This is a genomic window from Nitratireductor luteus (assembly GCF_026162365.1).
In the GTDB taxonomy this organism is placed as follows: Bacteria; Pseudomonadota; Alphaproteobacteria; order Rhizobiales; family Rhizobiaceae; genus Chelativorans; species Chelativorans luteus.
Window position 1 is genome coordinate 267,677 of the sequence record NZ_JAOANW010000007.1, and the last position, 13,753, is coordinate 281,429.

A 13,753-nucleotide genomic window follows, 5' to 3' on the forward strand; every position below is an offset into this window, starting at 1 on the left:
TGTCACTGCCGCTTCCCGGGAAGCATGACCTTCAACGAATGTCTTCCCCCGGGGACGCTCCCCTTGATTAGCGTGGACGATGCTGCGGTGCAAACAATCCTGACGCCGGGGCAGAAATGTTTCACACCAGCGCGGCAAAAATCTGGCGCCAGATGAAAACGGCCCGGCTGAAAGCCGGGCCGCTCACATTACACGATCAGATGCGTATTACTGCACCAGATAGTCGTACTGGCCGTCTTTCCACTCGTAGAAGACATAGCCCGGCAGCGTGACGTCGCCCTTCTCGTCGAAGGAGAGCTCGCCCAGAACGGTCTCGAAGGTGCCGTCATTGAGCGCCGCGACCACCGCGTCATAGTCGGTCGAGCCGGCCGTGTTGACAGCCTGCGCCCAAGCCTGGATGGCGGCATAGGTGTACAGCGCGTAGCCTTCTGCCGTCTTGCCGGCGGCCAGGAGCGCGTCGACGACGGGTTTGGCGATCTCGTTCTTGCGCGGATCGGGCGAGAACGTCATCAGCGTGCCTTCGCCGGCATCGCCGGTGATGGCCCAATACTCGTCGGTCACGAGGGCATCGCCGGATACCAGAACCGTATCCATGCCCTGCTCACGCATCTGGCGGGCCATGAGGCCGGCTTCCGTGTGGTAGCCGCCGACATAGAGAACGCCGATGCCTTCCTGCTTCAGCTTGGAGACCAGCGCCGTGTAGTCCTTCTCGCCTGCGGTATAGGCCTCGTACATCGCCGGCTTGCCGCCAGCGGCTTCGTAAGCGGCCATGGTCGCGTCGGCCAGGCCCTTGCCGTAGGCGGTCTTGTCGTGAACGAAGGCTACCTTCTTGTCAGGAAAGTTTTCGACCAGGAACTGGCCCGCAACGGCACCTTGCTGATCGTCACGACCGCAGACGCGGAAGATGCCCTCGCCCGGACGCTCGTCGGTGAACTTCGGGTTGGTCGAGGCCGGCGAGATCTGAATGATGCCTTCCTCGGCATAGACGTTCGATGCCGGGATCGAAGAACCCGAGCAGAAATGGCCTGCCACGAACGAAACGCCCGAACCGGCGAACTGGTTGGCGACAGCCACGGCCTGTTTCGGATCGCAGGCGTCATCGCCTACTTCCAGCTTGAGCATTTCACCGTTTACGCCACCCGCCGCATTGATGTCGGCGACGGCCTGTTCGGCGCCGGCCTTCATCTGTGCGCCGAAAGAGGCATACTGACCCGTCATCGGACCAGCGGTCGCGATAGTGATATCGGCCCAGGCTGATCCGGTCATTACGAGGCTGAGCGCAGCGCCAGCCAAAAGTGTCTTCTTCATGACTACTCCCTTGAAAACACCACAAGTTCCCACAGCTTTCCGGAAATGGTGTTCGGCTCTCCGGTTCTGCCGTCGCGGGTTCACTCACCCGCTTAACCTGCATCAAAGCTCAATTTTTCTGCGAAGTGAAGACTTTGTGCCGGTTAATCATGAATTGGTTTACGCCTCTTGCCCACCGATCCTTCGCCAACCGAGCAGACCCGTGCGCGCATATCTGAAGTTGTACTGGGTCGACATCTGCCGGGCGCGCGTGATGCGCTTGCCCACGAACGCGAAGATCAGGAGCACGATCAGATCGGCAATGTAGTAGTGGACAGACAGAAGCGTGCCACCGAACAGCGAAAAGTGGATGAATCGCGTAGCTGCCGAAAGCAGCACTATATAGGCGGCGAGCTGCAGGTTCGGCTGCCATGCCCGGGCGATCGCACGCCCGGTCAGATATGCCGCCCCGCCGGCCAGGAAAACCGTGACGAACAGGAAGGCGCCGAAAGAGACTTCCCAAAAAAGGCTGTTCGCGTTTTCCATCTCAGTGCCTCCCGCCTTCCAGATACGCCGCGCGCACTTCCTCGCGCTTCAGGAGCTCTGCGCCGGTGCCGCTCATGGTGATGTTGCCGTTGACCATGACGTAGCCGCGATGAGCGAGCCTCAGCGCATGGAACGCGTTCTGCTCGACCAGGAACACGGTAAGGCCCTCGTTCTTGTTAAGCTCGCGGATCGCATCGAAGATCTGCTTGACGATCAGCGGTGCCAGGCCCAGCGACGGCTCGTCGAGCAGGAGCAGTTTCGGCCGGCTCATCAGCGCCCGCCCGATGGCGAGCATCTGCTGTTCGCCGCCCGACAGCGTGCCGCCGCGCTGGCCGATGCGCTCCTTCAGCCGTGGAAACAATTCGAAGACCTTCTTGAGATCGTTCTCGAAATGCTTGGGGTCGACCAGCGCCGCACCCATCTGGAGATTTTCCATGACCGTCATGCGCGGGAAGATGCGACGCCCCTCGGGCGACTGCGCGATGCCCAGATGCATGATCTCATGGGTGGGCATCGCCGTGATGTCCTGCCCGTCATAAACGATCTGGCCGGTGCGCGCCTGCGGATTGCCGCAGATCGTCATCATCAGCGTCGATTTGCCGGCACCGTTTGCGCCAATCATGGTGACGATCTCGCCGCGATGGACGTCAACGTCCACGCCGCGCAACGCAACGATCTTGCCGTAATAGGTCTCGACGCCGCGCACCGAGAGTAACGTTTCCCCCGTGCCGGTCATGCCTTGCCTCCCTTGCCGCCGGTGCGCGCCGCGCCGCGGCCGGGCCGGCTCGTGGCGACCTCACCGCTATCCACCCTTTTCGAGAATTCGGTATCGCCGCCCTTGGCCAGGACCTTCGCCTGCTTCACCCATTCCTCGCGCTCGATGCGGCCCGGAAAGGCGAGGTAGCTGCCCACCCATTCGACCTCGGCCTTTTTCCAGGTCGCAACCTGGGAGAAATTCCAGATGCCGAGCGCGTTGAGCTTCTTCTCGCTGGCCGGCCCCACGCCCTTGATGCGCGTGAGATTGTTGGCGCCCCCAGGGGCCGGCTTCTTCGTGCCGGGCGGTTGCTTACCGGGATGTTTGTCGGCGCCGGCGACTTTGACCTCGCTGGCGGAAGCAGCCGGCTTCGCAGCCCTGGCCTTCGGCTTTGCCGCCGGCTTGGCTTTCGCCGGTGCAGCGCGCTTGCCGGTTGCGTTAGCCTTCCCCGCGGCAGGTGTCTTGTCCTCCGGCGGCTCGTCTTTGGCAACTGCGGACAGATCCTCGCGAACTTCCGGTATGTCGATCTCTTCTTCTTCGTCGACACCCAGATAAGCGGCGATGACTCTCGGATCGGTTCGTACGGCTTCGGCCGTTCCGTCCGCGATCTTGACGCCGTAGTCGAGCACCACGATGTGGTCGGAAATTTCCATCACCACGCCCATATCATGCTCGATCAGGAGCACCGAGATGCCGTGCTCGTCGCGGATATATTTGAGCAGTTCGTTGAGCTCGGAAGACTCGCGCGGGTTGAGGCCGGCTGCCGGCTCGTCGAGACACAGAAGCTCCGGCCCCGTGCACATGGCCCGGGCGATCTCCAGACGCCGCTGCGCGCCGTAAGGCAGGTCCGAGGCCGGATCGTCGGCCCGGTCCACCAGGCGCGTCTTCTCCAGCCAGTAGACGGCCTTCTCGATGGCCGCTTCCTCAGCCTTCTTGTAGCCGGGCAGGCCAAGGATGCCGCCGAACGAGAAGCCGGAGGCCACCACCAGCGGGTTGTGCTGGGCGACGAGCAGGTTTTCCAGAGCCGTCATGCCGCCGAACAGGCGGATATTCTGGAAGGTGCGCGCCACCCTGGCCTTATGCGAGATTTCGTGGTCGGGCATGCGCTCCAGCAGGAAGACGCCCTTGTCGCCGTCCTTCCTGAAGCGCAAACCGCTGTCGGTTACCGCGCTGACGGTGTCGTCCTGCCGCCCGAGCCCATGGCGCATGATGATGCGCCCTTCCGTCGGCTTGTAGAACCCGGTGACGCAGTTGAAGACCGTCGTCTTGCCGGCGCCGTTCGGTCCGATGAGCGCCGTGATGTCGCCGCGCCCCACTTCGAAGCTGAGATCGCCCACGGCGACCAGCCCGCCGAAACGCATCGTCAGATGCTCGACCGAAAGGACAGGGTCGTTTTCCCAGCGGTGTGCGCCCGCCGCCTCGGAAGTTTTCTTCTTCGCCATCGCGTCCATCAGTGGCCCTCACCCTGTGCTACCATGTCCGCGTCAATGCGCTTTTTCTCCTTGAGAACGGCCGTCGGCTCGCGTGTGGAGACCAGCCCGCGCGGCTTCCAAACCATGATGAGCACCATGGCCATGCCGAAGATCAGCATGCGGTACTGAACCGGGTCGAAGCCCGGCCCGAAAACCTGGGACAGGAAGCCGAGGTTGCGCAGCATCTCGATACCGCCGATCATCACCACCGCGGCGATGACGACGCCGATCTGCGATCCGAGACCGCCCAGCACGACGATGGCCAGGATGATGGCCGACTCCAGGAAGGTAAAGCTTTCCGGCGAGATGAAGCCCTGCCGCGTGGCGAAAAACGATCCCGCGAACCCGCCGAACATCGCGCCGATCGCGAATGCGGTCAGCTTGGTGTTGCGGGTGTTGATGCCGAGCGACCGGCAGGCGATCTCATCCTCGCGCAGCGCTTCCCAGGCACGGCCTATCGGCAGGCGCCGCAGCCGCATGGTGACGAAATTCGTCAAGAGCGCCAGGAAGAAGATGATGTAATACAGGAAGATGAACCGCTGGATCGGCGCATATTCTATGCCGAAGAAATCGGCAAACCCGCCCTCGCCGCGTTTTAGCTCAAGTCCGAAGAATGTAGGCTTGGGAATGCCGGAAATGCCGTCCGGACCGCCCGTGAACTGATACCAGTTCAACAGCACGATGCGGATAATCTCACCGAAGGCGAGCGTCACGATCGCCAGGTAGTCGCCGCGCAGCCGGAGCACGGGGAACCCGAGGATGATGCCCCACAGGGCCGCCAGCATGCCGGCAAGCGGCAGCGCCACCCAGAAACCGATGAACTCGAAATGCTGCGCCAAAAGCGCGAAGGAATAGGCGCCGACCGCGTAAAACGCGACATAGCCAAGATCGAGAAGGCCGGCCAGGCCCACCACGATGTTCAACCCCCAGCCAAGCATGATGTAGGTCATGATCAGGATGGCCAGGTCGATGAACTGGCGGTCCTTGCCGGGGAAGAACGTGGTGAAGAAGAAGGGCAGCACCACGGCGAACGCGAACAGGGCCCGCATCAGCCACTTGCCAAGGCCGGGCGCCGCAGCTCCAAGCTGGCCGATCTTCTGGCCCAGTGTCTGCGTAGCCGGCGTGTGTGCCTGGAACACGAACATGTTGAGCGCCAGCCGGCCGCCGAAGACCACGAGGATCGACACGATCCACGCCGTCCAGCGCATTTTCAGGTCGAGCCCGCCCGGCGCGATGTCGGTACGCACGCCTATGAAGAAGAGGCCGAGCACGGCGACGAGCATCGCCGCCGTTGCCGCGTCGCGCAGCGAATCCTTGAGCTTGTTCTTCTTGGGAGCCGCCACGATGTTGGGGGCCTGGCGGCCGCGCTCCGCCGCCCTCTGCGCACCCGCCGGCCGGTTGCTTGCGGCCGGTACGTTTGTCTTGGCTCCAGCCATCAGACCTTCTCCACTTCAGGCTGGCCGAGAAGGCCGGAGGGCAGGAAAATAAGCACGATGGCCAGAATCGAGAATGCCGCCACGTCCTTGTATTCGACGGTGAAGTATCCCGACCAGAAAACCTCGATCAGGCCGATCAGAAGCCCGCCCAGCATGGCGCCCGGCAGCGACCCGATGCCGCCCAGGACGGCCGCGGTAAACGCCTTAACGCCGGCAAGGAACCCGATATAGAAGTCGATCACGCCGTAAAGCAGCAGGAACATCAGCCCCGCGACCGCGGCGAGCGCGGCGCCCATGACGAAGGTCAGCGAGATGGTCCGGTCGACATTCACGCCCAGCAGCGCGGCCATCTTGCGGTCCTGCTCGCAGGCCCGCTGGGCGCGGCCGAGCGATGTTCTGGTGATCAGCAGCGTAAAGCCGGTCATCAGGATCAGCGTGGTCAGTATGATGATCATCTGCATGTAGGAGAGCTGCACCAGGATGGTGCCCTGCTCGGTGGAGCCCTGCATCAGCGTCACGCCGCCCTGGATCTGCGGCGGCAGCGGCTTGACGCGCGCGCCCTGCGTGATCTGGACGAAATTCTGCAGCACGATCGACATGCCGATGGCGGTGATCAGCGGCGCAAGCCGGAACGAGCCGCGCAACGGTCTGTAGGCCAATCGCTCCACGGTCCACCCCCAGGCCGACGTGAACAGCATCGAAACGATAAGAACGATAAGAAGGACCACCGGCAGGAAGGCAAAACCCAGAACGCTGGTCAGGATCAGGAACACCGCCAGCGAAATGAAGGCGCCGATCATGAAGATGTCGCCATGGGCGAAGTTGATCATGCCGATGATGCCGTAGACCATCGTATAGCCGATGGCGATCAGGCCATAGATGGATCCCAGCGTCAGCCCGTTGATAAGCTGCTGGACGAAATACTCCATATCCTGTGCAACTCCCCTGGAACGTCGCCGGCAGGCGCATCCCTTGTTGTTATTCCCCTGACCGTTACCGACCCGACCCCGAAAGGTCTGAATGATCGCTGGCCTTGTTGACGGACCCGCCTTGTCGCGGGGCCGGTGCTGTAGACGGCGCGGAAGCTAGCATCCGTCCCGCGCAATGTCTTTGCTTTCGACGCGGAAAAACGGCGCGGCTGTCGCACAATCCCCGACGTTTCAAGCTTTTTGGCGCATATTATTGCGCCAGGCTGGATCAATAGGCAAATCGTTTCTGGCTTACCTATTGCACCACGAAACCATGCGCGAAGGGATCGCGGTCGTCAATGAAGATCGTGTTGAGCCCGGTCATGCGAGCCCAGCCCGCCACCGACGGCACGATCGCTCGACGACCGCCGACTTCCGTTTCCTTCTCCGCTCTTCCTTTGAATATCGAGCCGATGATCGATTCATGATGGAACGCCTCACCGGCCGCCAGCCGTCCCTTGGCATGAAGCTGCGCCATGCGCGCCGAAGTGCCGGTGCCGCAGGGCGAGCGGTCGATGGCCTTGTCGCCGTAGAAGACCGCATTTCGCCCATGCGCCCCTTCCTGCGTCGGCTTTCCCGTCCACAAGATGTGCGACAGCCCGTTTATCGCCGGATTGTCGGGATGAACGAAGCGATGCGCCGCATTCAGCCGTTCGCGCAGGACAGGGCTCCAGCGGACCAGATCCCCGGCGGCATGGTCAGCAAGATCCCGGAAATTTTCCTGCGGGTCGACGATGGCGTAGAAATTGCCGCCATAGGCGACATCGACTGTGAGCGGACCCAGGTCCGGGCACTCGACTTCCAGCGCCTCGGCATAAAGGAAGGCGGGTACATTGGTGATCCGCACCTCCTCAACATGCGGCCCCTCCTGCCTGTATTCGGCCACGACGAGGCCCGCAGGCGTGTCGAGCCGCAATATGCCTGGCGTCTTCGGCCGGACCAGACCATGCTCGATCGCGAAGGTCACGGTTCCTATCGTACCATGGCCGCACATGGGCAGGCAGCCGGAGGTCTCGATGAACAGGATGGCGATGTCGCAATCGTCGCGCGTCGGCGGGTAGAGGAAGGAACCCGACATCATGTCGTGACCGCGCGGCTCGAACATCAGCCCCGTGCGGATCCAGTCGTATTCGGCGAGGAAATGCGCGCGCTTTTCCGTCATCGTCGCCCCGGAAAGCTGCGGCGCGCCTCCGGCAACCAGCCGCACCGGATTGCCGCATGTATGCCCGTCGATGCAGAAGAAACTATGCCGGGCCATGCTGGAAAACCCTCCCGAATCGCTGCGGCCGAAACGGCGCAATGTCGATGGACGGCGCCTGTCCCAACACAAGGTCGCGCACAAGCCGTCCCGTGCCGGCCGCCTGGGTAAGGCCCAGATGGCCGTGCCCGAAGGCCAGGATAACATCGGGATCGCGCGACGAGGCCCCGATGACGGGCAGGGAGTCCGGCATCGATGGGCGATATCCCATCCATTGCCGACCGCCCTCCGTCTTCAGTCCTGGCAAAAACGATGCCGCCTTGTCGAGCATGGCTTCCGAGCGCGCGAAATTGGGCGGTCGTTTCAGCCCGCCGAACTCCACCGCGCCGCCAATGCGCAAGCCCGTTTCGAGCGGCGTTACGACGAAGCCATGCCGCCCGAAGACGAGTTGACGCTCCACGGGGAAAGCACCGGCCGGCAATGTCGTGTTGTAGCCGCGCTCCGTTTCCAACGGCACCGTATCGCCGAACTGGGCAGCGAAGCGCTTCGACCATGCGCCGGCGGCGATGATGAGCTTTCCGCAGATCCGCTTTTCACCCCCGGCAAGCTGCAGCACGATGCCTTCTCCCTCTCGGCGGGCGCCATTGACGGTCGCCGGCAGGAAACGGGCGCCATTGCTTTCCGCATGGGCCCAGATCGCCAGGCCCAGCCGATGCGGGTCGGCCACCGTCTTCCAGCCGGGCACGAAGGTCGCGCGGACAAACCTGTCGGAAAGGCCCGGCTGATAGGCGGCGATCTCCTCCTTCCGGAGATGCTGGAACGCGATATGGAAACGCCGCCGCGCGCGCCACCCTGGTTGCGCCGCCTCGAACTCGGCCTCGCTTTCATAGAGCTCCAGACAGCCATCCTCGCGCAGCATCCCGGTCGTGGAGGAGCGCGTCATCAGCCCCGACCACTCGCGCTCGGCCATCCGCATCATGGCCGCCTGCGCCCCCAGCGCAGCCTCGTAGCCGGAGGAGCGACCGGCCCGCAGGAAGCGCAGCAGCCACGGCAGGATGCTCGGCAGATAGGCAGGCGGAATGGAGAGCGGACCGAGAGGATCGGCCAGCCAACCTGGCACCTGCCGCGCCATGCCCTTTTGAGCCAGTGGCAGGACGTCGGCAAATGCCAGCGCGCCGGCATTGCCGGCGCTCGTTTCCTCGCAAATGCCCGAGCGGTCGATCACCAGGACCTTCCGCCCGGCCTCGGCCAGATACGCGGCAACCGCCACGCCAATGATCCCGCCGCCGATCACGGCAACGTCTTCAATGGCCGATGTTTTGCGGTCCCGCGCCACCAGTCCCCCCTGTCGGCGCTTAGGCCGCCCTGTCGAGCCGGGGCAGCGCCGGCCGCTCGTTGATGGCCTCGCGGACGATCCGCTCCACCTCCGCCCGGCGCGCGCCCGCCAAAGGCTGGCGCGGCATGCGAACCCGCTCGTTCGAGCCGATCTCGATCGCCTCGGCGAGCTTGATGTTCTGCACCAGATAAGTGGAAACGTCCAGATCGAGCAGCGGCCGGAACCAGCGATATATCGCCAGAGCCTCGTTGCTGCGCCCTGCCTTCATGAGCTGATAGATGGCCACCGTCTCGCGTGGGAACGCCGTGACGAGCCCTGCCACCCAACCGACCGCGCCCACGGCGAGCGCCTCGAAGGCGAGGTTGTCGACGCCGGTCAGGACGTCGAACCGGTCCCCGAAAGCGTTGATGACCTCGGTGGTGCGCCGGATATCGTCCGAGGATTCCTTGATGGCAACGAACAGATCGTTCGCCGCAAGCTCCTCCATCACCGGCACGGTGACATCGACGCGATAGGCGACGCGGTTGGAGTAGATCATCACTGGCAGGCCGCCGGCGGAAGCCACCGCATTGAGCGTGTCCACCGTCTCGCGGTCATTGGTGTGATAGATCGGGCTGGGCACGATCATCAGCCCATCGGCGCCAGCCTTGGCAGCCCGCTTGGCGAGTGCCTGCGCATCGCGCGTGGCCGCCTCGTTGATCGTCAGGAGGACAGGCTTGCCACCGGCGGCAGCCCGCGCCGTCGCCAGCACCTCCAGCTTCTCGTCGTGGCTCAGCATCGGGCCCTCGCCCAGCGAGCCGCACACGATCAGCCCGTCGCAGCCGGCATCCATATAGAGGCCGAAACACCGCTCCATCTCCTTATGATCGAGCTTGTCGTCGGTCGTGAACTTGGTCGTGACCGCCGGAAGAACGCCGTTCCACATTGTCTCGCCTCTCCATTTGATATATCACTGATATATTAACGGCGGAGCCTGCCTGTCAATTGCAAAATGCCATCTGATATATCAAAACTATCGACGGAGAGGATTTCGATGAACCAAGCGCCCCAGGCCAAGATGTTCGAGCCGGTGGCCGCCAAGGCGTACAGGGCTCTGGAGCGCATGATCGTCACGCTTGCCCTGGCGCCTGGCGCGGTAACGACCGAAGGCGCGCTCATAGAGAATCTCGGCTTCGGCAGGACGCCGGTCCGCGAGGCGATTCAAAGGCTGGCCTGGGAGGGCCTGCTGGAGATAAGGCCGCGCGCCGGCCTTGCCATCGCGCCGTTGGACGCGGCCGATTGGCTGAAGGTGATAGAGGCAAGGCGTGGCGTGGAGGCGGTGCTGGCGCGCTCGGCCGCGCGCTTCGTGACCCAGGACACCGCCGCCCTTTTCCGCAACGCCGCCTTTCGCATGCAGAAGGCCGTGGTGGCGGGCAATGCCATCGCTTTCCTGGAAGCTGACAAGGAGTTGGACGAGGCGATGGCGGCAGCGGCCGACAACGTCTTCGCGGCCCGCCTTGCGGCCCCGCTTCAGACCCACAGCCGCCGTTTCTGGTTTCGCTATCAGGCCGACACTGGCCTGGCGCAAGCTGCGGAAGGCCATGTCCAGATCATCCGAGCCGTTCTGGACGGCGACGAAAAAGGCGCCGCCCGCGAGGCCGACGCCCTGATGAACCTTCTGAGAAAGCACGCCGAAGCCGCTGCCCGGCATTGAGCCTCCGCTAAGACAATTCCACGAAAAGCAGGAACCGGCCTGCCGGAACTGCTTTGGATCCTGACCCTAGAGCATTTTGCAGTCAGGTGGAATCACCTGACGTCGCACAAATGCGGTAAAAACAAGTAGATAGAGCAGAACATCGTTTCAGTGAAACGATGATCTGCTCTAGAATCGAACGGGTGTGTCAATCGCCGTTTCGATGAAGCGGTGAGACGAGCTAGACGCCCTCACCCGCCAGCATCGTGCCGAAGCTATCGTCCCAGCTTTCCCCGGCGGCCAGAATGCAGCTATTGCCGTTGGTGTCGGTCGTCAGGATCGTCCAGGTTCCGTGCCGCGAGATGAAAACCTCCATCACGGCCTTTTGTCCCAAAAGGCCCATGGCTTTCTGCCGTTCGTCGAACTGGTTCTCCAATTGTCCGACAAGAGCATCGCGCGGCGCGCAGACAGCCACTTCACCGGTCGCCTGCTGGGCTGCAGTGAAAAGCGCCACGGCGGCCAGCGCCGTCAAGCCGAGCCCGGCTTTCATCGCCTTTTTCATCATGACCTCCCGCCGTCGGGACAACGGTCTTTGCGCCTCCCTGTCGGCGTTCTTTTGCTACAGCGCTGTGCGCCCGTCTGGACGCTGCAAACGCTCGAAACCACTCATGGGAAGATAACGACCAGAAGGCAAAGCCGTTCCTGTAACGTTGCAAAACATCGTTCACATTGCCGAGAGTGATATCCGCTTCAGCGGATGTTCAACGTCGCTTCGTGCCCCTCCAATACCGGCGCGCTTTCCCACCCGTGGCCCGCCGCAACGATGCAGGTCTGCTTGTCGGTGCGCGAAACAAGGATCGACCACGTGCCTCTCGGAGAGACGAAGAGTTCGATGATCGCGCGATTGCCGACGATCCCGTATCCATGCTGCTTTTCATTGAAGAGTTCGCCCAGATAGGAGACGATATCGCCCCGCTGCCCGCAGCGTAGGCCCTGCGCCTGGGCTGCGAGAGGCGTCCCGGCCACAGCCGCCGCTATCATGAGTCTGAGTATCCAGCGTGCCATTTGGCACCTCCCTTGCCGTCGTGTTTCCGGCAAACGGAGGTGGTATTGCACATCCTCGGCTTACCGGAACTGACGAGCGCGTGCCTTGTCAGTCACCGATTCGCTCCTTCGTGCGTTCCGGTACGTTGTCGACCGAAGGTCGTATATTTACAAATGGTTATCGCCGGGCCCTTCGGCAAGGGAAACCGCCTTCACTTTTAGCTGAGAAGCCGTGAACGCCGCCCGAGGCCATACCCCGGGCGGCGAAGGTCCAACGTTGTTTGTCGCCGCCCGGCGATCAGTTCATCGTCGGTATGATGAACTCGGCCCCGTCCTTGACACCCGAAGGCCAGCGCGAGGTGACCGTCTTGGTCTTCGTGTAGAAGCGGAATGCATCCGGCCCGTGCTGGTTGAGATCACCGAAGGCCGAGGCCTTCCAGCCGCCGAACGTGTAATAGGCGATCGGAACCGGGATCGGCACGTTGATGCCCACCATGCCGACCTCGACACGAGCGGCGAAGTCGCGGGCCGCATCGCCGTCGCGCGTGAAGATGGCGACGCCATTGCCATATTCGTGGTCGCTGGGCAGCGCCAGGGCCTCCTCATAGGTATTGGCGCGCACCACCGAAAGGACGGGACCGAAGATCTCTTCCTTGTAGATGCGCATATCCTTCGTCACATTGTCGAAGAGGCAGCCGCCCATATAATAGCCGTTCTCGTAGCCCTGCATCTGGAAGCCGCGCCCGTCGACGGCGAGCGTCGCGCCTTCCTTGACGCCAATATCGACATAGTTCTTCACGCGCTCCAGCGCCTCGCGCGTCACCAGCGGACCGAAATCGGCGCTCGCATCGGTGGATGGGCCCACCTTCAGGCTTTCGACGCGCGGAATGAGCTTCTCGACCAGCCTGTCGGCCGTTTCCTTGCCCACCGGCACCGCCACCGACACCGCCATGCAGCGTTCGCCGGCCGAGCCGTAGCCGGCGCCGATCAGCGCATCCACGGTCTGGTCCATATCGGCGTCGGGCATGATGATCAGATGGTTCTTGGCGCCGCCGAAGCATTGGGCGCGCTTGCCGTTGGCCGTCGCCCTTCCATAGATGTACTGCGCGATGGGCGTCGAGCCGACGAAGCCGACGGCCTTGATGTCGGGATCGTCGAGAAGCGCGTCGACCGCTTCCTTGTCGCCATTGACGACATTGAGCACGCCCGCCGGCAGGCCGGCCTCGACAAACAACTCGGCGATGCGCATGGGTACGCCCGGATCGCGCTCGGAGGGCTTGAGGATGAAGGCGTTGCCGCAGGCAATCGCCGGCGCGATCTTCCACAGCGGGATCATGGCTGGGAAGTTGAACGGCGTGATGCCCGCCACCACGCCCAGCGGCTGGCGCATGGAATAGACGTCGATGCCGGGGCCGGCACCTTCCGTGTACTCGCCCTTCATCATGTGCGGCGCGCCGATGCACACCTCGACGACCTCGAGCCCGCGCTGGATGTCGCCCTTGGCGTCGGGGATGGTCTTGCCGTGTTCGCGTGCCAGCAGTTCCGCCAGTTCGTCATAATGGCGATGGGCCAGTTCCAGGAATTTCATCAGCACGCGCACGCGGCGCTGCGGATTGGTTCTGGCCCAGCCGATCTGCGCTTCCCGGGCATTCTCCACGGCTTGCCGCACCTCTGCGGCACTGGCCAGCGAAACCTTGCCGCGCACCGTTCCGTCCATGGGCTGCATGACGTCCTGCGTGCGCCCGCTCGTGCCGGCGACACGCTTGCCGCCGATGTAATGACCGATTTCTTCCATTGAGGCGTCTCCCAGGGTTTTTGATTTGTCCCATTGTCCCGCTCTCGAAGCCCATTTGCAACGCGCAGCAAAACGAACCCGTTGTGCAGATATGGAATAGCGATTATGGAGGTTACCACAATTTCGCACGATGCGGCGCTTTGGGAGGGCAATCGCGTGAAGGAAAAAGTTTCTTGGTCGAGCCGCAGCGTGCGGTGTTTTCCATTTTCGCGCAGCGAAAATGGCAAGGCCGACCGGCCGTCGCG

Annotated in this window: 13 protein-coding genes; 1 reads left to right on the forward strand and 12 read right to left on the reverse strand. The window is 63.0% G+C overall.

The window, feature by feature from the left end; all coding sequences use genetic code 11:
* Positions 1–207 precede the first annotated feature (207 nt).
* From N1058_RS12060 to N1058_RS12100, 9 genes are all read right to left on the reverse strand, one after another.
* A complete protein-coding gene (locus tag N1058_RS12060; protein ID WP_265517789.1) occupies positions 208–1,308 on the reverse strand; it encodes a branched-chain amino acid ABC transporter substrate-binding protein in 1,101 nt (366 codons plus the stop codon).
* 159 nt (positions 1,309–1,467) lie between these two features.
* Positions 1,468–1,833 (reverse strand): DUF6867 family protein, encoded by a 366-nt coding sequence (locus N1058_RS12065; protein WP_265517790.1) that lies wholly within the window; start codon positions 1,831–1,833, stop codon positions 1,468–1,470.
* Between the two features lies 1 nt (position 1,834).
* Positions 1,835–2,569, reverse strand: a complete 735-nt coding sequence (locus N1058_RS12070) for an ABC transporter ATP-binding protein (protein ID WP_265517791.1) — start codon at positions 2,567–2,569, stop codon at positions 1,835–1,837.
* Positions 2,566–4,038: an ATP-binding cassette domain-containing protein gene (locus tag N1058_RS12075; RefSeq protein ID WP_420847977.1), complete on the reverse strand. Its 1,473-nt coding sequence runs from the start codon at positions 4,036–4,038 to the stop codon at positions 2,566–2,568. Before N1058_RS12075 ends, N1058_RS12070 begins: the two co-directional genes overlap by 4 nt.
* Positions 4,038–5,495: a high-affinity branched-chain amino acid ABC transporter permease LivM gene (livM, locus tag N1058_RS12080; protein ID WP_265517793.1), complete on the reverse strand. Its 1,458-nt coding sequence runs from the start codon at positions 5,493–5,495 to the stop codon at positions 4,038–4,040. The genes N1058_RS12075 and livM overlap by 1 nt, the downstream gene beginning before the upstream one ends.
* A complete protein-coding gene (locus N1058_RS12085; protein WP_265517794.1) occupies positions 5,495–6,424 on the reverse strand; it encodes an ABC transporter permease subunit in 930 nt (309 codons plus the stop codon). The genes livM and N1058_RS12085 overlap by 1 nt, the downstream gene beginning before the upstream one ends.
* A 295-nt stretch (positions 6,425–6,719) precedes the next feature.
* Complete coding sequence (locus N1058_RS12090; RefSeq protein ID WP_265517795.1) at positions 6,720–7,721, reverse strand: 4-hydroxyproline epimerase; 1,002 nt, start codon at positions 7,719–7,721, stop codon at positions 6,720–6,722.
* Entirely contained in the window at positions 7,708–9,000 is a 1,293-nt protein-coding gene (locus N1058_RS12095) for an NAD(P)/FAD-dependent oxidoreductase (RefSeq protein ID WP_476739412.1), read from the reverse strand. Before N1058_RS12095 ends, N1058_RS12090 begins: the two co-directional genes overlap by 14 nt.
* A 16-nt stretch (positions 9,001–9,016) precedes the next feature.
* Positions 9,017–9,922: a dihydrodipicolinate synthase family protein gene (locus tag N1058_RS12100; RefSeq protein WP_265517797.1), complete on the reverse strand. Its 906-nt coding sequence runs from the start codon at positions 9,920–9,922 to the stop codon at positions 9,017–9,019.
* 108 nt (positions 9,923–10,030) lie between these two features.
* Between N1058_RS12100 and N1058_RS12105 the strand changes: the two genes are divergently transcribed.
* On the forward strand, positions 10,031–10,690 hold the full coding sequence (locus N1058_RS12105) for a GntR family transcriptional regulator (protein ID WP_265517798.1): 660 nt from the start codon (positions 10,031–10,033) through the stop codon (positions 10,688–10,690).
* A gap of 220 nt (positions 10,691–10,910) precedes the next feature.
* Here the strand turns inward: N1058_RS12105 and N1058_RS12110 are convergent, their stop codons facing one another.
* The 3 genes from N1058_RS12110 to N1058_RS12120 all read right to left on the reverse strand — a co-directional run bounded on the left by N1058_RS12110 (position 10,911) and on the right by N1058_RS12120 (position 13,508).
* Positions 10,911–11,231 (reverse strand): hypothetical protein, encoded by a 321-nt coding sequence (locus N1058_RS12110; protein ID WP_265517799.1) that lies wholly within the window; start codon positions 11,229–11,231, stop codon positions 10,911–10,913.
* Between the two features lie 188 nt (positions 11,232–11,419).
* The gene (locus N1058_RS12115; protein WP_265517800.1) at positions 11,420–11,734 is read right to left on the reverse strand and encodes a hypothetical protein; all 315 of its coding nucleotides are present in this window, start codon (positions 11,732–11,734) and stop codon (positions 11,420–11,422) included.
* Positions 11,735–12,011: 277 nt separating this feature from the next.
* On the reverse strand, positions 12,012–13,508 hold the full coding sequence (locus N1058_RS12120; RefSeq protein WP_265517801.1) for a CoA-acylating methylmalonate-semialdehyde dehydrogenase: 1,497 nt from the start codon (positions 13,506–13,508) through the stop codon (positions 12,012–12,014).
* Between the last annotated feature and the right edge of the window lie 245 nt (positions 13,509–13,753).

Bases quoted from the DNA above. Each gene is read 5' to 3' on its own strand.
- N1058_RS12060 (WP_265517789.1), bottom strand. From the start codon at position 1,308: ATGAAGAAGACACTTTTGGCTGGCGCTGCGCTCAGCCTCGTAATGACC.
- N1058_RS12065 (WP_265517790.1), bottom strand. From the start codon at position 1,833: ATGGAAAACGCGAACAGCCTTTTTTGGGAAGTCTCTTTCGGCGCCTTC.
- N1058_RS12070 (WP_265517791.1), bottom strand. From the start codon at position 2,569: ATGACCGGCACGGGGGAAACGTTACTCTCGGTGCGCGGCGTCGAGACC.
- N1058_RS12075 (WP_420847977.1), bottom strand. From the start codon at position 4,038: ATGGACGCGATGGCGAAGAAGAAAACTTCCGAGGCGGCGGGCGCACAC.
- livM (WP_265517793.1), bottom strand. From the start codon at position 5,495: ATGGCTGGAGCCAAGACAAACGTACCGGCCGCAAGCAACCGGCCGGCG.
- N1058_RS12085 (WP_265517794.1), bottom strand. From the start codon at position 6,424: ATGGAGTATTTCGTCCAGCAGCTTATCAACGGGCTGACGCTGGGATCC.
- N1058_RS12090 (WP_265517795.1), bottom strand. From the start codon at position 7,721: ATGGCCCGGCATAGTTTCTTCTGCATCGACGGGCATACATGCGGCAAT.
- N1058_RS12100 (WP_265517797.1), bottom strand. From the start codon at position 9,922: ATGTGGAACGGCGTTCTTCCGGCGGTCACGACCAAGTTCACGACCGAC.
- N1058_RS12105 (WP_265517798.1), top strand. From the start codon at position 10,031: ATGAACCAAGCGCCCCAGGCCAAGATGTTCGAGCCGGTGGCCGCCAAG.
- N1058_RS12110 (WP_265517799.1), bottom strand. From the start codon at position 11,231: ATGAAAAAGGCGATGAAAGCCGGGCTCGGCTTGACGGCGCTGGCCGCC.
- N1058_RS12115 (WP_265517800.1), bottom strand. From the start codon at position 11,734: ATGGCACGCTGGATACTCAGACTCATGATAGCGGCGGCTGTGGCCGGG.
- N1058_RS12120 (WP_265517801.1), bottom strand. From the start codon at position 13,508: ATGGAAGAAATCGGTCATTACATCGGCGGCAAGCGTGTCGCCGGCACG.